This is a genomic window from Streptomyces sp. CA-135486 (genome assembly GCF_050936555.1).
Taxonomy (GTDB): Bacteria; Actinomycetota; Actinomycetes; order Streptomycetales; family Streptomycetaceae; genus Streptomyces.
Genome location: NZ_JBNJMM010000002.1, coordinates 327,245 through 346,644, shown reverse-complemented (window position 1 = coordinate 346,644; position 19,400 = coordinate 327,245). Strand labels below are relative to the sequence as shown.

Here is a 19,400-nt window from a genome sequence, read left to right as displayed (position 1 = left end):
CGACGGAGCGCCGTTACAGGTTGTCCCCGGATGTTCTGGCCGCCCGGGTGTCGGCGTCGGTGAGCGGCTCCAGCTCACCCATGGTGTCGAGCCGGTAGAGCAGCACCAGCGCCGGGCCGACCAGCACGATCGCGATGACCGTGACGAGCGCCAGCCAGCGCAGTGTGTGAGCGGCGCCGGCCGCCTGGGCCACCGTCAGCGAGGTGGGCAGCAGGTAGGGCCGCTGCGCGAAGCCCCAGGCGCCGACGGTCAGGGCGACGCTCGCCACCGAGGTGTAGCGGGACCAGCCGAAGGACCGGCGCACCAGAAGCAGCACCGTGGCCAGACCGCAGACCGCGGCCAGGATGATCAGGAGCAGGCCCAGGCCCCCGGTGAGGCCCTTCCAGACGTACCGGGCGCCGTTGTGGGTGACGGGCAGGCCGATGAGTGCGAGGACGACGACGGCGCCGATGGCGAGCAGCGCCCGCAGGCGGAAGTAGTCGATGAGGCCCTCCGCGCCGAAGCGCCGGGCGTCGGAGCAGAGGAACACCGCCCCGAGGAAGGCGCTGGAGGCGATGGCCAGCAGACCCGTGAGGACGGAGACCGGGTTGGCCCAGGCGTCCGCGGAGGCCGTCGTGCCGACGGCGACCCGGCCGGAGGCGATGCCGCCGAGCACGGCTCCGAGGAAGAACGGCGTGACCAGCGAGGAGACGGCGAACACCGCACCGCAGATCCGTCGTTGGGCCAGGCGGCGGGACGGCTTGCGCAGGGCGAATCCGGCGCCACGGAGCACCAGACCGACGGCGGCGAGGGCGAGCGGCAGCCACATCGCGGAGAAGACGGCCTGGAACATCGTCGGGAAGCCGGTCCACATGATGACCAGGACGAAGATCAACCAGACGTTGTTGACCTCCCAGACCGGTGCCATGGCGTGGTCGACCAGCCGGCGCGGCTGCTCGCCCCGTTCCGCCCCTCCGGCCAAGAGGTCCCAGAAGCCCGCCCCGTAGTCGGTACCCCCCGCAGAGGCGTAGGCGGCGATCGCGAGCACCATCACCCAGGCGATGAGATCAGCCATCATCACGCACCGCCAGAGGTGCGGTCGGACCCGCCACCGAGCGCGGCCCCGGCGGCTGCGGGCTCGGCGGCTGCGGGCTCGGGCTCGCTTCTGGGCCCGTAGGGGGTGTCGGTCTCAGGGGGCAGTGCGGCGCGCGCGGCGGCCGAGCCCTCGTCGGCGATGCGCCAGCGAGTTCGCATCTTCAGGACGATCGCGAGGAACCCCGCGAAAACGGCCACGTACACGGCCATGACGATGCCGAGCATCGTCCACAGCGAGCCGGCGCGGGTGGCGGTCACCGCCTCCGAGACCCTCATGTGGTTGTAGACGATCCAGGGCTGGCGGCCGACCTCCGTGGTGATCCAGCCGCACTCCACGGTGACCAGGCACGCAGCTCCCGCGACTGCGGCGCAGCGGAAGAACCAACGGCTGCGAGGGAGGTCCCGATGCCGCAGCCAGGACCAGGCGTACCAGAGCGCGAGCAGGATGAGCACGCTGCCGACGGTGACCATGATGTCGAAGGCCCAGTGGGCGATGGTGGCCTGAGTCGCCGTGGGGCGGTCACTCGCGGCGACCGACGACAGGCCCGTTACCTTGGTGTCCGGGCTGAAACCGGCGAGGATCGAGTCCAGCTGGGGAATCCTGAGTCCGCCGGAGGTTGTCCCGTCGGGATGCAGACGCCCGAACATGTACTCCGGTACGTGAGTGTCGGTCTTCCATACGATCTCCGTGGCAGCGAACTTGATCGGCTGCTTGTGGAAGACGGCTCGGGCAGCGGAGTCGCCGAGCATGAACTGGACCGGTGTGAGGATCGCGGCGACCGTGAACGGCAGCGTGAAGCCGAGCCGGTGGTATCGGTCGCGGCGTCCCCGCAGCCAGCCGACCGCGTACACGCCGGCGACCAGGTAGCCGGCGGTCATGAACATCGCGACCACGAAGTGCCAGTACTCCGGGCCGAAGATCGGTGTGAAGACAGCCTGCCGCACATTGACGTCGACGGGATTGCCCTGGGCATCGAGGCGGAACCCCTGCGGGGTGTTCATCCAGGAGTTGGCCGCGATGATGCCGAACGCCCCCATGAGGGCGGCCGGCGGCAGCGGTACGGCCAGCCAGAAGTGCGTCCAGGGCTTGAGCCGGCGCCAGCCGTAGAGGTAGATCGCGATCAGGACGGCCTCCAGGAAGAACGCCCAGGCCTCGACGCCGAACCCGAGGCCGAAGACGTCGCCCCAGCGGCCCATCATGCCGGGCCAGAGCAGACCGAGCTCGAAGGACAGCACGGTGCCGGTGACGACGCCGATGGCGAACTGGACAGCCATCACCGCCGACCAGCGCCGCGCGAGCTGAAGGGCGACGGCGTCGTTGCGGCGCAGCGCCCGGTGATGCATCAGCAGCGTGATGAACGGCAGTGCCACCCCGAACGGGACCAGCAGGATGTGCGAGGCCAGGGTGAAGGCCATCAGCTCGCGAGCCGGCAGGAGTTGAGCCGGGGTGTTCGCCAGCAGGGCCGCTGTGCTGAGCATGTGCGCCTCGGTGGTCTGCCCCTGTGAGGGGGGCGGGGCTGAGGAGGGACAGGGTGCGGAGGGGGCGGCCGGGAAGGGCCGAGGCCGTTGTCAGGGATGCGGCGGGGGCGCCTTCGGCTCGGGCGGGCCGGTGGCCGCCGCATCGGTGTCGGGCATGGTGAAGGCGCGCTCGCGTCGCGAACTGGTGGCGAAGGAGACGGACCAGCTGAGCACCGCTCCCAGCCTGCTGCGGAAACCGGTGAGGAAGGCCAGGTGGATGAAGAGCCAGGCGAACCAGCCGATCGCGCCCGACAGGTGCAGCGGGCCGGCCTTGACGACGGCCCGGCCGCGGGAGATGTAGGCGGCGCTGCCGAGATCCAGGTACGTGAAGGGCTTCGGCTGCTTCATCCTGCCCTCCACCGCGTGGCGCACGACCCGGCCGGCGTATGCGCCCGATTGCATGGCGACCTCGGCCAGGCCCGGCAGCTTGTTCAGGCTCATCACATCGCCCGTGACGCGGATCTCCGGGTGGCCGGTGACGGTGAGGTCGGGTTCGACGACGATGCGTCCGGCCCGGTCCTGGGTGGCGCCGGTTGCCCGGGCCAGCGCGGCGGCGATGGGCGGCGCCTCGACGCCGGCTGTCCACAGCACGGTGCGGGCTTCGAACCGGGTGGTCGCACCGTCCTGGTCTTGTACCGTCAGGCCGTGCGCGTCGACGTCGGTGACCTTCGTGCCCAGATGGAGCTCCACGCCGAGGCTCCGCAGGGTGCGGGCCGCACGGTGGGCCAATGGGCGGCCGAACGCGCCCAGCACCTCGTCGGACCCCTCGAAGAGCAGCACCCGGGCCCGGGCGGAGTCGATCGTCTGGAACTCCCGGTCGAGCGTGTGGCCGGCGATCTCCCGGATCTGTCCCGCGAGTTCGACGCCGGTCGGCCCGCCGCCGACGAGCGCGAAGGTGAGCCACTGCTGCCGTTCCCGGTCGTCCGCGGCCGCTTCGGCCATCTCGAACGCCAGGTAGAGCCGTCGGCGGATGTCCAGCGCGTCGTCCAGGGTCTTCATGCCGGGGGCGTGCGCGGCGAACTCGTTGTGCCCGAAGTAGGACTGGCGCATGCCGACCCCGACGATCAGATCGTCGTAGGGCAGCTCGACAGCACCGCCATCGGGTCGCCGGGCGTGGACCAGCCGGGCGTCGGCATCTACGTCGGTGGCTTCGGCGAGCAGGCACCTCACGTTGTGGTGACGACGCAGGACCGCGCGGAGCGGTTGGGCGATCTGGCCCTCGGACAGGATTCCGGAGGCGCACTGGTAGAGCAGCGGTTGGAAAAGGTGGTGTGCGCAGCGGTCGACCACGGTCACGGCGACCGGCGACCTGCGTAGGGCGCGGGCGGCGAACAGCCCGGCGAACCCCCCGCCGAGGATCACCACCCGGCGGGGCGTGACGTGATCCTGCATCGGAGATCAGCCTCCGGTGGCGAAGCCGGGAAAGAGCGTCATTCCGCCGTCGACGACAACCTTCCTGGCCCTCTCCGCACCGACGACGTGGTTCATCACCACGTCCGCTCCGGCCCGGCCCAGCACAAGGACGGTCGCCTCGCCGATGCCCGAGTTGGCACCGGTCACCAGCGCCTTCCGGCCCTTGAGCAGCTGCGCGGACATCGCCCCACGGTTCTCGTCGGCACTGCCTGCCACGACGCCCTCTCCTTCGGCGTTTCGGACGTCACGCCCTCAGTGAACGGGCGAGGCGCACGGAGAAGACCGGGAGTCGCCCTTCCCGCCCGGACAGACGCAGGAGCCGTCGCACACCCGGCCCCCAGACGAAAGCACTCCGCGCCGCGGACGGGACAGACCGGCACGCCACGCTGCCCCATTTCGGCCGGGCAGGTCACACGGTCGGGCTACAAGCTGCCCCGGACCCTCCCTGGCCCCTCCTGCGGTCATGTCCCGCGCTCGGGCGACCAGGCTTCCCTGGGCCTTGTGGTTGCTGCTGACCCGGCTGCACTGCTCCGGATGCCAGGGGAGAGGGGCCTGATTTCCGCCGCTGCTACTGCGCGCTCAGCACGCCCGTGCGGTAGATCGTGCCCGCGCACGCGTTCGGGATTGTCGTCTCCGCCGTCGGTGCGCCCGGCTCCGCAACGTGGTTCACAGTGACGCTGCCGTCCGCCGTGCCGCCGCCGTCCTCCGCAGCGAGCTGGGGCTCGGTGTTCTCCGACGTGCCCGTGCCGGTGCTCGTACCCGATGAGCCGCCCTGCGAGGGCGTCGGGTCGGGCGAGGCGCCGGTGGTCGGGCAGGTGTCCTTCGGCACCCACGCGAACTTCACTTCGTACGCCGCGTCCGGCTTCAGCAGCAGCGCGCTCGACTCCTGCGAGGGGGCGGGCAGTCCGGTCGCCGCGTCGCCCGCCGTGTGGCCGACCACACTGATCTTGGCGGGGTCGGCCGCGCCCAGCGCCTGGAAGCCGACCGTGCCGTCGCCGCCGACTGCGCAGTCGGTCTTGGAGACATTGGCGATGCGGAAGGTGCCGTACACCTTGCCCTCGGCGTCCGGCTTGGCCGCCTGCACCGAGGTGACGCCGAGCTGGTCGGCGGCGCAGGCCGGTGAACTCGCGGCCGCCGTGCCCGGGGGATTGACCACCCCGCCCGCCGTGCCGACCGGGTTGCCGGTCGACTTCTCCGGCGCCTGCGACGCACCGCCCTGGTCCTGAGCGGTGCCCTGGCCGCCGCCCCAGGGATTGTCCGTTCCCTCGGCGCCGCCGTCGGCACTCGTCTCGGACCCGGTGCCGCCCTGTGCCTGTTCGCCGTGTCCGGCGTTGACGGGGTTGGCGCTGTCGCTGCCGCTGGAGTTCGCGACATGGACGAAGGCGGGGACGGCGGTGCCGATCAGCAGCACCGCGGCCGCCGCACCGACGATCGCCTGCCTTTTGCGGGCGCGCCGCGCGGGGACCGCCCTTCGCAGATGGTCGAGGGCGCCTTCGGAGGGCGCGAGGTCCTGCACGGCTCCCTGCAGTAGTCGGCGCAGGGCGTCTTCGTCCCCGCCGAGGCCTCCGAGGCCGCCCAGCTCATTTTCCGGCCCGTTGTTCACAATTCCGTTCCCAGTCCGGTCGTCAAACGGCCCGTCCGGCCCGTACCGCTCAAACCTGTGCCTGTGCCCGCTCATGCCGTCGCCTCCATGGCGACACGCAGCGCCGCGATACCCCGTGAGCCGTACGCCTTCACCGAGCCCAGAGATATGCTCAAGGTCTCCGCGACCTGAGCCTCCGTCATATCGGCGAAGTACCTCAGCACCAGCACCTCGCGCTGGCGGCGCTGGAGTCCGCGCATCGCCTTGATCAGCGCGTCCCGCTCCAGTTGGTCGTACGCCCCCTCCTCGGCGCTCGCCATGTCCGGCATCGGCTTCGAGAGCAGCTTCAGTCCGAGAATGCGGCGGCGCAGCGCGGACCGCGACAGATTGACCACGGTCTGACGCAGATAGGCGAGGGTCTTCTCCGGGTCCCGCACCCGGTTCCGCGCCGAGTGGACGCGGATGAACGCCTCCTGGACGACGTCCTCGCAGGAGGCCGTGTCGTCCAGGAGGAGGGCAGCGAGACCGAGCAGCGACCGGTAGTGGGCGCGGTAGGTCTCGGTGAGGTGATCGACGGTGGTGCCCGCAGCCATGGTTTCCTCAGCGCCCTCGCGCTGGGACGGGATGCGGGTGGTGCGGGGCGCGGGCATCGGGGCGATCACCGGCATGCCGCCGGACGGGCGGGGTCTGCGGAGCGGACGCACTGCAGCGCCACGGACCGGGACCACCCTGGTGATGTCGAGAACCTCTGCCACGCCTGTTGGACACGCTTCCCCCCGTCAGGGTTGTACGCGTACGCCACCGTTTTTGACGGTGCTCCAAATGCCCTCATGCGTACCCGCTCTTCCCCAATGCCACAATTTCGCGGCACCGTGAAGGGGCAACCGCAAAGACGCTCCCCACCCAACTACCGGTTGCAGAAAGGAGGGAAGCGAATCGTCGAACATCCTTGCACCCCGGTTCAAGTGGTACAGACCTTCGACTTGCTCACAGGGCGTTCACAGATCCTACAAAGTACTGTGCCGCCCCCGTGCCGCATTGATTGCAGGATTGCTCGCGGGACGGGTCACGGACCGGGTCGCCGGACCGATTTCGGCGGCCACCGCCTCCGCGATCTGAGCGGAGTTCAGCGCGGCCCCCTTGCGGAGATTGTCGCCGCAGACGAACAGATCGAGCGCACAGGGGTCGTCCGGCGCCCGCCGGAGCCGCCCCACCCACGTCGGATCCGTCCCCACCACGTCCGCGGGCGTGGGAAAGTCGCCCACCGCCGGATTGTCGTACAGCACCACACCGGGCGAGGTCGCCAGGATCTCGTGCGCCCGCTCCACCGTGACCTCGCCCTCGAACCGCGCATGCACCGCCAGCGAGTGCGTGGTGATCACCGGTACGCGTACGAACGTCGCCGCCACCCGCAGCCCCGGCAGATCCAGGATCTTGCGTGTCTCGGCCCGCAGCCCCAGCTCCTCGGACGACCAGCCGCCGTCCTGCAACGTCCCGGACCACGGCACCACATTGAGCGCCAGCGGGGCGTGGAAGGGCCCGAGATCGTCGCCCACGGCACGGCGTACGTCTCCGGGCTTCTCGCCCAGTTCCGTACCGGCGACCAGCGACAGCTGCGCACGCAGCGCGGCGACCGCGTCCCGGCCCGCGCCGCTGACGGCCTGATAGGAGGAGACGACCAGTTCGCGCAGCCCGAACTCGGCGTGCAGAGCGCCCACCGCCGGAATCATCGCCAGCGTCGTGTCGTGCGGACTCGCGACGATGCCGCGCGGGCGGACCCGTACGGCATGCGGATTGACCTCAGGGACGACCAGCGGCACATCCGGGTCCATCCGGAAGGCGCCCGAATTGTCCACCACCACGGCGCCCTTGGCCGCCGCGATCGGCGCCCACTGCGCCGAGACCTCGTCCGGCACGAGGAAGAGCGCGACGTCGACCCCCGTCAGGGTCTCTTCGCTCAGCGCGACGACCTCACACTCCTCGCCGCGCACGGCCAGCTTGCGGCCGGCCGAGCGCGGCGAGGCGAGGAGCCGTATCTCGCCCCAGACGTCCGCGTGCTGCGACAGGATCTGGAGCATCACCGCGCCGACGGCTCCGGTCGCTCCGACGACCGCGAGCGCCGGCTTACGGTTCATCGTCCGGTGCCTCCGTAGACGACCGCCTCGTCGGAGTCACTGTCCAGGCCGAAGGCGGTGTGCACGGCGCGCACAGCCTCGTTGACGTCGTCGGCGCGGGTGACCACCGAGATGCGGATCTCCGAGGTGGAGATCAGCTCGATGTTCACGCCCGCGTCGGAGAGCGCCTCGAAGAACGAGGCGGTGACGCCGGGGTTGGTCTTCATGCCGGCACCGACGAGGGAGATCTTGCCGATCTGGTCGTCGTAACGCAGCGACTCGAAGCCGATCGCAGCCTTCGCCTTCTCCAGGGCGTCGATGGCCTTGCGGCCGTCGGTCTTGGGGAGGGTGAAGGAGATGTCGGTCAGGGCGGTGGTGGCCGCCGAGACGTTCTGCACGACCATGTCGATGTTGATCTCGGCATTGGCGATCGTACGGAAGATGGCCGCGGCCTCGCCCGGCTTGTCCGGCACTCCGACGACCGTGACCTTGGCCTCGGAGACGTCGTGGGCGACTCCGGAGATGATGGCGTGCTCCACCTGCTGGTCCCCTTGCGGCTCGTTGCTGACCCAGGTGCCGCGCAGCCCGGAGAAGGACGAGCGGACATGGATCGGGATGTTGTATCGGCGTGCGTACTCGACGCAGCGGTGCAGCAGCACCTTGGAGCCGGAGGCGGCGAGCTCCAGCATGTCCTCGAAGGCGATCCAGTCGATCTTCTGTGCCTTCTTCACGACCCGGGGGTCGGCGGTGAAGACGCCGTCGACGTCGGTGTAGATCTCGCAGACCTCGGCGTCCAGCGCGGCGGCGAGGGCGACCGCGGTGGTGTCGGACCCGCCACGACCGAGGGTGGTGATGTCCTTCTTGTCCTGGGACACACCCTGGAAGCCGGCGACGATGGCGATATTGCCCTCGTCGAGCGCGGTACGGATCCGGCCCGGCGTCACATCGATGATGCGCGCTTTGTTGTGGACCGAGTCGGTGATGACGCCTGCCTGGCTGCCGGTGAACGACTGGGCCTCGTGACCCAGGTTTTTGATCGCCATCGCCAGCAGGGCCATGGAGATCCGCTCTCCCGCGGTCAGCAGCATGTCGAATTCGCGCCCGGCAGGGATCGGGGATACCTGCTCGGCGAGATCGATCAGCTCGTCCGTCGTGTCGCCCATCGCGGATACCACGACGACCACCTGGTGGCCGTTCTTCTTGGCATCGACGATCCGCTTGGCGACGCGCTTGATGCCTTCGGCATCGGCAACGGAGGAGCCTCCGTACTTCTGCACGACAAGGCCCACGTGCGCTCCTCGCTCGGTTCTTACTGCAGTCATTACTGCGGTCGGCTCAGTCTAACGAGCGGCCGCACTCCGCCCTTGTGATGTCACATCGTGAGATGTCCCGCTCACTCAGTGATCATGAGGGAGGACCACGGCCGCTCGGATCGGCTTCTGCCCACCGTCGGCCGAGCTACGCGAGGTGTGGGGCGGCTCACACCGCACCCGGCGTGCGCGCTTGCCTCACGCGCCCCGGGTGACCGCGCGCAGGCCCAGCGGGCCCGCGATCTCCTCCACCATGACCTTGCCGGCCTCCTCCGCCAGCGCCTCCTCGGCCAGGTCCTCGTCCGTGTCCAGACCGTCCAGCTCCTGAAGCGGCTGGTCGAGACGGACATGGGCGACCAGCGACTGGAGGGCGCGCAGCGTCGCGGACGCGGTCGGGCCCCAGTTGGAGAAGTACGAGAACTGCCACCACCACAGGGCCTCGGTGGTGCGGCCCGCCCGGTAGTGGGCCAGGCCGTGGCGCAGATCCGTGACGATGTCCGCGAGGTTGTCGGAGACCCGGCAGGCGACCGGGGCCCTGCGGGGCTCGTACGGGTCGAAGACCTCGTTGAAGATGTCGACCGGGTCGAGCAGCACGGCGAAGCGCTCGCGCAGGTCGTCGACGTCCGCGTCGGGGCCCGCGTCCGGTTCGTACCGCTCGTCCGGGACGATGTCCTCGTGCGCGCCCAGACGGCCGCCCGTCAGCAACAGCTGGGAGAGCTCGAGCAGCAGGAAGGGCACCGCGCTGTCGGGCTCGTCGCCCTTCGCGACTTCCGTGGTCGCGACGATGAAGGATTCGATCGAGTCCGCGATCTGAACCGCGAAATCGTCCGGGTTCTGGCTCGTGGCGTGCAGCATGGCGTCAGACATCGAGAAGTCGTCTCCCCTCGAAGGCACGTCCCAGCGTGACCTCGTCGGCGTATTCCAAGTCTCCCCCCACGGGCAGACCGCTGGCCAGCCGCGTGACCTTCAGACCCATCGGCTTGATCATGCGGGCCAGGTACGTGGCGGTGGCCTCGCCCTCCAGGTTGGGATCCGTGGCCAGGATCAGCTCGGTGACCGTGCCGTCCGCGAGGCGGGCCAGCAGCTCACGAATCCGCAGGTCGTCGGGGCCGACGCCCTCGATGGGGCTGATGGCCCCGCCGAGCACGTGGTAGCGGCCCCGGAACTCCCGGGTCCGCTCGATCGCGACGACGTCCTTCGGCTCCTCCACCACACAGATGACCGTCAGGTCACGGCGCGGATCACGGCAGATGTTGCACTGCTCCTGCTGTGCGACATTGCCGCACACCGCGCAGAAGCGGACCTTGTCCTTCACCTCGAGGAGTGCGTGGGCGAGGCGGCGGACGTCGGTGGGTTCGGCCTGGAGGATGTGGAAGGCGATCCGCTGCGCGCTCTTGGGACCGACGCCGGGCAGCCTGCCCAGTTCGTCGATGAGGTCCTGAACCACGCCTTCGTACAACGGAACGCCTCTCCTGGAAGTGCTTGGTGCTTACGGTAGTTGGTGGTCGTACGCCTTAGAAGGGCCCACCCCGCATGATCAGAAAGGCAGGCCGGGCATACCGCCCAGACCCTGCGCGAGCGGGCCGAGCTTCTCCTGCTGCAGCTGCTGTGCGTTCTCGTTCGCGGCCTGGACGGCGGCGACGACGAGGTCCGCGAGAGTCTCCGTGTCCTCGGGGTCGACGGCCTTCGGATCGATGACGAGGGAGCGCAGCTCACCGGAGCCGGTGACGGTGGCCTTCACCAGGCCGCCGCCCGCCTGGCCCTCGACCTCGGTCTGCGCCAGCTCTTCCTGGGCCTGCGCGAGATCCTGCTGCATCTTCTGAGCCTGCTGGAGGAGCTGCTGCATATTGGGCTGGCCACCACCGGGAATCACGGTCACTCCTGGCATATTCGACGAGGATTGTTCGGTAAGCCGAGCCTACGTGGTCACCGGGCGCCGCGCCCCACCCTGCGGTGACCAACTCTTTCGAGTGAGTCGGTCAGGAGCCTCCACCTGATCAAGACCCTCGTGTGGGCGGAAATACTGGGATTTCCGGCGCACAGCCCACCATTCGGCGGTAGGAAGTGCGGAGTGGCATGCACATCAGAATGCCCGCGATGCACACCATGCAGTCGTTGCCCGCACGCACCGTACGTCACGCAGTGTCACGTCCGTCGCCACGTCGTAGAGGAGTGCCCCGGTGAGCCAGCCGGAGATGCAGCCCGGGGGGCCGGCCCGGGGCGAGCGCGGCGAGGGGCCGCGCCGTGACCTGACCGGGAGGCCATTTCCGCTCGGCGACTGGGGCGAGCCGGCGCAACGCCTCGACGAGCTGTACCGGTGGGTCGAGGCGGACGCGCTGCGGACGGCTCAGTGGTATCTGGCGAACCGGGCGCACAAGCGGCTCGCGGCGCGGGTGCTGCGGCTCGGTACGGCCCTCGGGGCGATCGCCGGGGCGGCGCTGCCGCTGCTCGGGCTGACGGGTGCGGCGCCCGGGGCGGCGGAGTGGGGGTATCTCTCGCTGCTGCTGGCAGCGGCCTGTCTGGTATGCGACCGGTACTTCGGCCTGACGTCGGGCTGGATAAGGAACGTCGCGACGGCGCAGGCGGTGCAGCGGCGTCTGCTGGCGCTGCAGTTCGACTGGGCGTCGGAGTGCGTACGGGAGGTGCTGGGCCCGGCGGAGGGCACGGCGAGCGAGGCGGTCGAGCGGTGCCTGGGGGTGCTGCGGCGGTTCTCGGAGGATGTCTCGGAGCTGGTGCGGTCGGAGACGGCGGACTGGGTGGTGGAGTTCCGCGGGGGCGGTCAGGTGCGGTCGATGGGCATGACTGCGGTGCCGCCTGGGGGCGGTGGGAGCGGGGCGCGGGAGGGGAGCGGGGGTACGGGGCGGATGCCGTTGCCGCCGGGGACGCGGCCGAACATGCCGAGACAGCGGCCGCCGGAGTCGCCGCGCTGAGGGGGTCCGGGGGCGGGGCCCCGGACCGCCGCCGAACCCCCGGACCGCCGGACCGCCGCGCGCCGGCTTCGCGCCGCGCGGAAGCGGGACACCCGAGCGCGGGCAGCCGCGCCCGCCAGGGCGCGACCCCGGCGCGGCGGCTTCCCGGCGCCGGGGCGCGGACCGCGTCAGTGCGTGCGGCGGGACCTGAGTGCTCGCGTCAGGATCGGGGGCAGCAGGTCCCTCGCCAGGCGGCGGGTGCGGGAAGGGCGCGGGCGGGGGGCCGGAGGAGTCGCCGGGGGCGGCGTTGGCCCGGGGGGCTCCGGGATTGGCTCGTGACGGGAGGCAGGGGGGTGCGGAGGCATCGTCGACTTGGCGGACTTGATGCGGATCAGCGGCGCGCCCGCGACCTCCTCCACGCCGTGCCACAGGTCCGCACGCGTCTCCAGCCACGCCAGCAGCTCTTCTCGCACCGCCGACGGGTCGCCCCACGTGCCGTACAGCTTCGTGCCCGTGATCACGATCGGCTTCAGGCCCGATGTCGCCACCGCGCCCCACACCGCCGCCGAGACGCCCGGACAGTGCTCCGCGCGGAAGTCGTCGAAGGACACGATGCCCCCAGGCTGCAGCAGCGCCTTCGCCGCCGCGATGTCGCCGTGCACGTGCTCGTACAGATGCGAGGCGTCGACATGCACGAAGCGGCAGCTCCCCGCCCGCACCCGGGCGGTGATCACCGAGGTGGGGGCCTGCACCATCGTCGGCAGTTCGTCGTGGAAGGACAGATAGTTCGCCTCGAAGGCGCGCCGCGTCAGCGTCGCGTACGAGCGGTCCATCTCCGCGCTGTTGGAATCGTCCGGCGCCGGTGAGTCCCACAGGTCGCAGACCGTGAACTCCTCCCCCTCCCGCAGATACCGGCCGGTGAAGATCGCGCTCTTGCCCAGATACGCGCCGAGCTCGAGCAGATCCCCTCGACCGTCCGGGTCCGTGTCCCGCTGATGGGACAGAAACCAGTCGAAGAGCAGTTGGTCCACGGGCCAGAACCAGCCCTTGACGTCCGCGAATCGCGTCGGCCGGGGGAGCGCCTCTTCAGCCATCTCCCCCGCCGTCGGGGTAGTCGTCTGTGACATGCACCGGTCCTACCGGACCGAGATGTCCCGCAGCTTAAGGCTGTGCGTTCAGCGCATGTGCGTCACCTGTGCGTCAGCTGAAAATGATCATTGAGCCCTGGCCAAGGCTCCGCGTCGCCGCCGCGTGCAGCCCCAGCCACACATGCCGCTCCCGCGCGAACGGGCTCTCGTCGTACGGAATCGGCCCGGCCGGCTCCTCCAGCGACGTCGGCCGGTCCGGCGGCTCCGGAGCCTCCGGCGGGTTCGCCGGGTCGATGCCGATCGACGGCGCGACGTATTCGAGCTCCCGCAGCAGCCCCTGCGTGGAGCCCAGGGGTCCGCCGCCCGCCAGCAGTTCGTCGTTGAACAGCGGGGTCGCGAAGTCCACCGGGACGTACGCACCCGCGTGGTCGTAGTGCCAGACCAGATGCGACTGCTGCGCCGTCGTCTCGAACATCTCCAGCAACTGCTCGTAGTCGCCGCCCAGTTCGTCCACCGGCGTCACCGCGAGCCCGCACAGCTGCAGCAGATACGCCCGCCGCAGAAAGTGCAGCGCGTCGTAGTCGAAGCCGGCGACCGGGGCCACATCCCCCGACAGGCCCGGCATATAGGCGAAGACGGGCACGGTCGGCAGTCCGGCGTCGGTCAGGGCCTTGTCGTAGGACGCGATCTCTTCGGCGAAGGGGTTGTCGGGGCTGTGGCACAGCACATCGACGAGGGGGACCAGCCACAGGTCACAGGCCAAGGGAAGGCTCGCTCTCCAAGGGGATCGGGCACGCACGTGCGATGGTCGGGACAGCGTAATGCCATGGATACGTTCGGCGAAGGGTGCCGGTCAACCGCCCGGTCCGCTTCGTTTTCAACCCGTACCCACATCCCATACCCACACGCCGCCCACCGGCTTGCCCGGCTTCCCGAGCAGTTTCTCCACCGTCGCATACAGCGCCTTGTCGTTGTACTGCGGCTCCAGCACCACGACCCCCGCCCGCCACGCCGCCAGGTCGAACCGCGCCTGAGCCTGCCAGTTCGGCCCTATCTCCGGCACCCGCCCGCTGCCCCGCACATCGTTGAAGAGGTTGGAGGTGTGCCGAGGCGTCGCGCCGTAGATGCCGATCCGGTCCGGCCCCCACGGCCCGTTGAAGTAGCCGCCCGCGACCGGGAAGCCGAACCCCGTCGCCGACTGCCAGTGCAGGGCCTCCGCGCTGCCGGGATTCGGCAGCGGCACCGTGACCACCGACTCCCCCTTGGAGAGGTACGAGCGGTACATGCCCTGCGTGATGAATTCCGGGACCTCGGAACGCTCCCGCACCGGGTACGGCGTCGGCAGCACGGGCAGCAGCGCCACCGCCACCGCCGCGAGCCCCACCACCTGATTCACCCGATCACTGGTCGCCAGCAGCCGGTCCGCCGCCAGCGCGATCAGGACACCGAGCACCGGCGCGCAGATCATCGCCACCCGTGACTCGATGACCGACTCGAAGAGCGGCTGATGGGCAAGCGCCCGCCAGGGACCTGTCAACACGAGGTCCGTGTACGGGATGCGGAACTTCGGCCCGAGGGAGAGAAACGCCGCCGCGAGCCCCGTAAAGGCAAGCGCCTTGACCAGCGCGTGCCGCCACAGCCGCACCACGATCGCCGCCGCGAGCGCGATCAGCGGCCAGCCGAAGAAGGCGTTCTGCTCGGTGCGGTTCATCGCGAGCGGGTCCGCGACCTCGTCCGTGCCCATGAGCGAACGGCCCGCGAACTCCAGGAAGGCGAGCGGGCTGTTGCCCGCCTTGTCGCCGTGCAGCACGCTCGTATAGCTCTGCGGACCGAGGAACTGCCAGCCCAACGGCACGGCGGCCAGCGGCAGACAGACGGCGGCCGCGATCGCGAGCCCGCGCAGCAGCGGCCGCCAGGCCGCCCGCGCCACATCGCAGCGCACGAGCGCGTACGAGAGGGCGAAGAGCAGCATGCCCATCGACGCGAGCAGCAGCGGTTCCTCGCCGAGGAGGATCTGATACGTCGCGAACAGACCGAGCAGCACCCCGTCGCGTACGACATTGCGCCCCTCGCACAGCCGCAGCGCCCGGTCGATGATCACCGGAATCATGAACAGCACAAGGAAGTTGGGGTGCGCGTTGCCGTGCGAGATCATCGGCGGCGCGAAGGCCGCGAAGGCGCCGCCGAGCGCGGCGGCCCACCGGTGGTCGGTCAGCCGGCGGGCGATCAGCCAGTACCAGGCGGTCGCGGTCGCCGTGAGCCCCAGCGTGAGCACCAGCGTCCAGGTGACGGTCGGCCCGAGCAGCAGCGTCACCGGGGTGAGCGGGACGGAGAGCCCGAGCATCACGGTGTTCGCCATCAGGTTCACGCCGTCGGGATAGCCCTGCAGGGTCGTGAACAGGGGATTTCGCAGATGCGTGACATTGTCGGCGGTGACCGCGAAGAACCACTCCCACTGGTTCTGGTCCTGCCCCGAGTCGGCGAGATAGCCGCGGTCGAGGTCCGTCCACAGCCCCTTGTAGAGGAGTACCGAAGCGAGCAGGAAGAGGCCGGTGACGGCGAGGTCCACCCGCCGTACGGCACGGGCCCGCAGCCTGACGAGCTCCAGCAGCACCCTGCCGTAGTCCAGCGGCCGGACCTTGGAGCCCTCCTGGTGCGACCAGCGCACCGGGACCTCTGTCACCGTCCAGCCCGCGCGCCGGAAGTAACGGAGTATCTCGACGTCGATCCCCCACCCGTCCAGGCGCGAGTCGGCGAAGGCGGCACGTGCCTTGTCGCCGTCGAAGAGCTTGAAGCCGCACTGGGTGTCGTGGATGCCGGGCACGGCGACGGCGCGTATGAGGCGGTTGCCCATCCGGCCGAGCCATTCGCGTATCCGCCGCTGGTGCACCTCGATACGGGAGTCGGGGTGCGCGCGCGAGCCGATCGCCGCCGCGCTGTCCTCCGCGGCGAGCTGCTTGTCGAGCCGGTCCAACTCCTCGATCGGCGTGGCGAGATCGGCGTCGGTGATCAGGACGCGGCGGCCGTACGAGGCGAGCACACCCTGGCGCAGGGCGTTGCCCTTGCCGTGGTTGGCGTCGCTGGAGACGAGCTGGATGCGCGGCTCCTCGGCCGCGGCCTCCCGGGCGATCTTGGCGGTGGCGTCGGTCGAGCCGTCGTCGACGACGATCAGCTCCCAGTTGCCCCAGCGGCCCGGCTCTTCCCGCAGATGGGCGCAGATCGCGTCGAGCGTGGGGCGCAGCCGGCCTTCCTCGTTGTACGCCGGGACGACGACGCTCAGTTCCACGCTCACTGCTCCAGCCGATCCGCCCAGGCGAGCGCATGGTCGTTGTAGGCGCCGATGACCTCGCGCACCTTCTCGGCGTCGCCGAGTGCCAAGGCGTCCACCAGGTCCTCGTGTCCGCTCCACAGCCAGTCCCGCAGCTCCGGGTCCTCGCGCAGATACGGGACGGCGAACACCCAGGCCTGGACGCGCAGCCGGTGCAGGAACTCGGAGATGTAGGTGTTGCCGACGAGCGCGCCGAGCTCGCGCCAGAAGCGCAGGTCGTAGCCGATGAGTATGGCCAGGTCCCCGCCCCGGGCCGCGCGGGCGGCCTCCTCGGCGCGGCGGCGTACGGACACCAGCACCTTGCTGGGCACGCCGGCGCAACGGCGCTTCTCGAGTTGGCGGAAGACGCCGTCCACGATCAGGGAGCGGGCCTCGGTCATGCCGCGGTAGTCGTCGACCGAGAACTGGTGGACCTTGAAGCCCCGGTGCTGGTCGGAGTCGAGCAGTCCCTGCGCCGACAGATCGACGAGGGCTTCCCGGACGGGCGTCGCGGACACGCCGTACTGCTCGGCGATCTGCTTGACGGTGAACTCCTGTCCGGGCTGGAGTCGTCCCGCCAGCACCTCGTCACGCAGCGCGTCCGCGATCTGCTGCCGCAGGGTGTTGCGGGTCACAGCGGTACTGCTGCCGGTGCCGGGCATCGTGGCCTTCTCCTTCGCCGAGGTCCCGGACACGATAGGCCAGACGTCACGAACCGGGTGCGGACAGGGGATTCTGACATGACTGACGCCTTCGAGGCGGCGACGGGTGACGGGCCGGTGACCGGCTCCTCCGCACGCGCGGCCGAGGTACGGGCGGCGTTCGACGGCCTGCTCCAGATCCGCCGTGTGACGAACACCGCTCCCGCGGCGTGGGAGCTCAACCAGATGGTGCGCGCGGTCGCACTGGCACTGGAGGCCGCGGGCCTCCCGCCCTCCGCCGTGGACGCGTCCGGCGCCCGGACGGCGACGGGCTACCGGGTACGCGCGTCGGACACCCCGCGCATGGTGTGCGTGGACTGGCTGGGGCCGGCGGGCAGTGGTGCGGCGCAGGAGGAGGAGACGCGGTTGAGGCAGTGCGCGTCGGCGCTGGGGGCGGTGGGGTGGGAGGCGCTGCTGTACCGGGGGCCACGTGGGCGCCGCTTCTTGGAGGTGGAGCCGGGCCGGGGCTGAGCCGCTGGCCCCCGGCCGCGCTCGCTGAGGCCCCTGCGCCGGGCGGCATCGTCGTCTCGATTGCCTCCCCCGAGGAGACGTACCTCGCTGCGGAGGCCGAAAAGCAGGGCCTGCGCGCCGGGTTCACGATCGTGGAACCCGACAACGGCAGCCTGAAGGAGACCGCCACGCTGGTCGGGGCGGGGAAGCTGCGGGTGGGGATCGACACGGTGCTGCCGCTGAAGGAAGCGGCGAAGGCACACGAGTTGCGGGAGCGCGGGCGGACGCGCGGCAGGATTGTCCTCTCGGTGGCCTCACCGACGACTCGGTCCCCGGACCCCGCGCCGTTCCAGGACAAAGGGGTCCGGGGGCCGCCCCCCGGCTCTACGCCACGTGCTCGTCCGCCACCGACAGCGCCGCGTCCAGCGCCGCCAGGCCCTCCTTCGCCTCCGCCTCGGTGATGTTGCACGGCGGGACCGCGTGCGTGCGGTTCATGTTGACGAAGGGCCACAGGCCGTTCTTCTTGCAGGCGGCGGCGAACGCGGCCATCGGGGCGTTCGCGGCGCCCGTCGCGTTGTACGGCACCAGCGGCTCGCGCGTCTGAAGGTCCCGTACGAGATCGAGCGCCCAGAAGACACCCGTGCCGCGCACCTCACCGACGCTCGGATGCCGCTCGGCGAGCTCGCGCAGGCCGGGGCCGAGGACCGTCTCGCCGGTGTGGGCCGCCTGGTCGACGACCTTCTCCTCCGCCATCACGTTGATGGTGGCGACGGCGGCGGCGCAGGCCAGCGGGTGGCCGGAGTAGGTGAGGCCGCCGGGGTACGGGCGGGTCGCGAAGGTCTCGGCGATCGCGCCGGAGATCGCGACGCCGCCGAGTGGTACGTAACCGGAGTTGACGCCCTTGGCGAAGGTCAGCAGGTCGGGAACGACGTCGAAGTGGTCGGCGGCGAACCACTTCCCAGTGCGCCCGAAGCCGGCCATGACCTCGTCGAGGACGAAGACGATCCCGTACCGGTCACAGATCTCGCGGACACCGGCGAGATAGCCGGGCGGCGGGGTCATGATGCCGGCGGTCCCCGGGATCGTCTCCAGGATGATCGCGGCGATGGTCGCCGGGCCCTCGAAGGCGATGGTGTCTTCCAGGTGCTGGAGGGCGCGGGCGCACTCCTGCTCCTCGGTCTCGGAGTAGAACGGCGACCGATAGAGGAAGGGCCCCCAGAAGTGCACGACGCCGGCGGTGCCGTTGTCGTTGGCCCAGCGGCGGGGGTCGCCGGTGACGTTGATCGCGGTGGCGGTGCCGCCGTGGTACGAGCGGTAGGCGCTCAGGACCTTCGGACGGCCGGTGTGCAGCCGGGCCATCCGGATGGCGTTCTCGACGGCCTCGGCGCCACCGTTGGTGAAGAAGATCTTGTCGAGGTCGCCGGGGGTCCGCTCGGCGATCAGGCGTGCGGCCTCGGAACGCGCCTCGACGGCGAACGCGGGCGCGAAGGTGGCGAGCTTGCCGGCCTGCTCCTGGATCGCGGCGACGACCTTGGGGTGCTGGTAGCCGATGTTGGTGTAGACGAGGCCGCTGGTGAAGTCGAGGTAGCGGTTCCCGTCGTAGTCCCAGAAGTACGAGCCCTCGGCACCGGCGACGGCGAGCGGGTCGATCAGGCCCTGGGCGGACCACGAGTGGAACACATGCGCACGGTCTGCGGCCTTGACGGCAGCGCCGGCCTGGGGGTCGGGATGAGGGGTCATGCGGGCCAGCGTAGAGACGTGCTGGTGGGGCGGGACATGGCCACGGTGTATGGCCATGGCCACGTTCCTGGGCAGTGTGTCGGGCCTTTCCCCTGCCCGCCCCTTCCCGAACCAGGGCTGGCCCCCCGGACCCAGGGTTCGGGGCGGAGCCCCGCCGGGGGGCCGGACGTCTGTCGGCCGCATTGACAGCATGC

18 protein-coding genes and 1 pseudogene are annotated in these 19,400 nt (G+C 70.4%); 3 read left to right on the top strand and 16 right to left on the bottom strand.

Going from position 1 to position 19,400, the window contains the following annotated elements:
- Positions 1-13: 13 nt before the first annotated feature.
- From ACQEVG_RS20655 to ACQEVG_RS20605, 11 genes and pseudogenes are all read right to left on the bottom strand, one after another.
- Positions 14-1,057, bottom strand: a complete 1,044-nt coding sequence (locus tag ACQEVG_RS20655; protein ID WP_432986098.1) for a cytochrome d ubiquinol oxidase subunit II — start codon at positions 1,055-1,057, stop codon at positions 14-16.
- A complete protein-coding gene (locus tag ACQEVG_RS20650) occupies positions 1,057-2,553 on the bottom strand; it encodes a cytochrome ubiquinol oxidase subunit I (protein WP_432986096.1) in 1,497 nt (498 codons plus the stop codon). The genes ACQEVG_RS20655 and ACQEVG_RS20650 overlap by 1 nt, the downstream gene beginning before the upstream one ends.
- A 90-nt stretch (positions 2,554-2,643) precedes the next feature.
- Positions 2,644-3,984, bottom strand: coding sequence for an NAD(P)/FAD-dependent oxidoreductase (locus ACQEVG_RS20645; RefSeq protein ID WP_432986094.1), 1,341 nt, complete (start codon positions 3,982-3,984; stop codon positions 2,644-2,646).
- A 54-nt stretch (positions 3,985-4,038) separates the two neighbouring features.
- Positions 4,039-4,188: pseudogene (locus ACQEVG_RS20640) on the bottom strand (sugar dehydrogenase); the annotation flags it as partial.
- Between the two features lie 385 nt (positions 4,189-4,573).
- On the bottom strand, positions 4,574-5,608 hold the full coding sequence (locus ACQEVG_RS20635) for a hypothetical protein (protein ID WP_432986092.1): 1,035 nt from the start codon (positions 5,606-5,608) through the stop codon (positions 4,574-4,576).
- 71 nt (positions 5,609-5,679) lie between these two features.
- A complete protein-coding gene (locus ACQEVG_RS20630) occupies positions 5,680-6,255 on the bottom strand; it encodes a SigE family RNA polymerase sigma factor (RefSeq protein ID WP_432992770.1) in 576 nt (191 codons plus the stop codon).
- A 339-nt stretch (positions 6,256-6,594) separates the two neighbouring features.
- Positions 6,595-7,722, bottom strand: a complete 1,128-nt coding sequence (locus ACQEVG_RS20625) for an aspartate-semialdehyde dehydrogenase (protein ID WP_432986090.1) — start codon at positions 7,720-7,722, stop codon at positions 6,595-6,597.
- Positions 7,719-8,990 (bottom strand): aspartate kinase, encoded by a 1,272-nt coding sequence (locus ACQEVG_RS20620; RefSeq protein ID WP_432986088.1) that lies wholly within the window; start codon positions 8,988-8,990, stop codon positions 7,719-7,721. Before ACQEVG_RS20620 ends, ACQEVG_RS20625 begins: the two co-directional genes overlap by 4 nt.
- 219 nt (positions 8,991-9,209) lie before the next feature.
- Entirely contained in the window at positions 9,210-9,878 is a 669-nt protein-coding gene (locus tag ACQEVG_RS20615) for a DUF5063 domain-containing protein (protein ID WP_432986086.1), read from the bottom strand.
- A complete protein-coding gene (gene recR, locus ACQEVG_RS20610) occupies positions 9,871-10,470 on the bottom strand; it encodes a recombination mediator RecR (RefSeq protein ID WP_329280300.1) in 600 nt (199 codons plus the stop codon). The genes ACQEVG_RS20615 and recR overlap by 8 nt, the downstream gene beginning before the upstream one ends.
- A gap of 78 nt (positions 10,471-10,548) precedes the next feature.
- Complete coding sequence (locus ACQEVG_RS20605; protein ID WP_432992767.1) at positions 10,549-10,884, bottom strand: YbaB/EbfC family nucleoid-associated protein; 336 nt, start codon at positions 10,882-10,884, stop codon at positions 10,549-10,551.
- Between the two features lie 307 nt (positions 10,885-11,191).
- Between ACQEVG_RS20605 and ACQEVG_RS20600 the strand changes: the two genes are divergently transcribed.
- Positions 11,192-11,941, top strand: coding sequence for an SLATT domain-containing protein (locus ACQEVG_RS20600; RefSeq protein ID WP_432986084.1), 750 nt, complete (start codon positions 11,192-11,194; stop codon positions 11,939-11,941).
- Between the two features lie 167 nt (positions 11,942-12,108).
- Here ACQEVG_RS20600 and ACQEVG_RS20595 read toward each other — a convergent pair whose 3' ends face one another.
- The 4 genes from ACQEVG_RS20595 to ACQEVG_RS20580 form a co-directional block, all read right to left on the bottom strand.
- Positions 12,109-13,047: a class I SAM-dependent methyltransferase gene (locus ACQEVG_RS20595; RefSeq protein ID WP_432986082.1), complete on the bottom strand. Its 939-nt coding sequence runs from the start codon at positions 13,045-13,047 to the stop codon at positions 12,109-12,111.
- A gap of 73 nt (positions 13,048-13,120) precedes the next feature.
- Positions 13,121-13,771: a hypothetical protein gene (locus ACQEVG_RS20590; RefSeq protein ID WP_360880455.1), complete on the bottom strand. Its 651-nt coding sequence runs from the start codon at positions 13,769-13,771 to the stop codon at positions 13,121-13,123.
- A gap of 114 nt (positions 13,772-13,885) precedes the next feature.
- Positions 13,886-16,300 carry a dolichyl-phosphate beta-glucosyltransferase gene (locus ACQEVG_RS20585; protein WP_432986079.1) on the bottom strand — a complete coding sequence of 805 codons (2,415 nt, stop codon included), beginning with the start codon at positions 16,298-16,300 and terminating at the stop codon, positions 13,886-13,888.
- On the bottom strand, positions 16,297-16,977 hold the full coding sequence (locus ACQEVG_RS20580) for a GntR family transcriptional regulator (RefSeq protein ID WP_432986077.1): 681 nt from the start codon (positions 16,975-16,977) through the stop codon (positions 16,297-16,299). The genes ACQEVG_RS20585 and ACQEVG_RS20580 overlap by 4 nt, the downstream gene beginning before the upstream one ends.
- Positions 16,978-17,055: 78 nt before the next feature.
- Between ACQEVG_RS20580 and ACQEVG_RS20575 the strand changes: the two genes are divergently transcribed.
- Positions 17,056-17,487 (top strand): hypothetical protein, encoded by a 432-nt coding sequence (locus ACQEVG_RS20575; protein WP_432986075.1) that lies wholly within the window; start codon positions 17,056-17,058, stop codon positions 17,485-17,487.
- Positions 17,391-17,927, top strand: a complete 537-nt coding sequence (locus ACQEVG_RS20570; RefSeq protein WP_432986073.1) for a zinc-binding dehydrogenase — start codon at positions 17,391-17,393, stop codon at positions 17,925-17,927. The genes ACQEVG_RS20575 and ACQEVG_RS20570 overlap by 97 nt, the downstream gene beginning before the upstream one ends.
- On the opposite strand, the gene ACQEVG_RS20565 is transcribed toward ACQEVG_RS20570, so the two are convergent.
- Complete coding sequence (locus ACQEVG_RS20565; RefSeq protein WP_432986071.1) at positions 17,851-19,206, bottom strand: aspartate aminotransferase family protein; 1,356 nt, start codon at positions 19,204-19,206, stop codon at positions 17,851-17,853. The two genes, ACQEVG_RS20570 and ACQEVG_RS20565, sit on opposite strands and share 77 nt — an antisense overlap.
- Positions 19,207-19,400 lie beyond the last annotated feature (194 nt).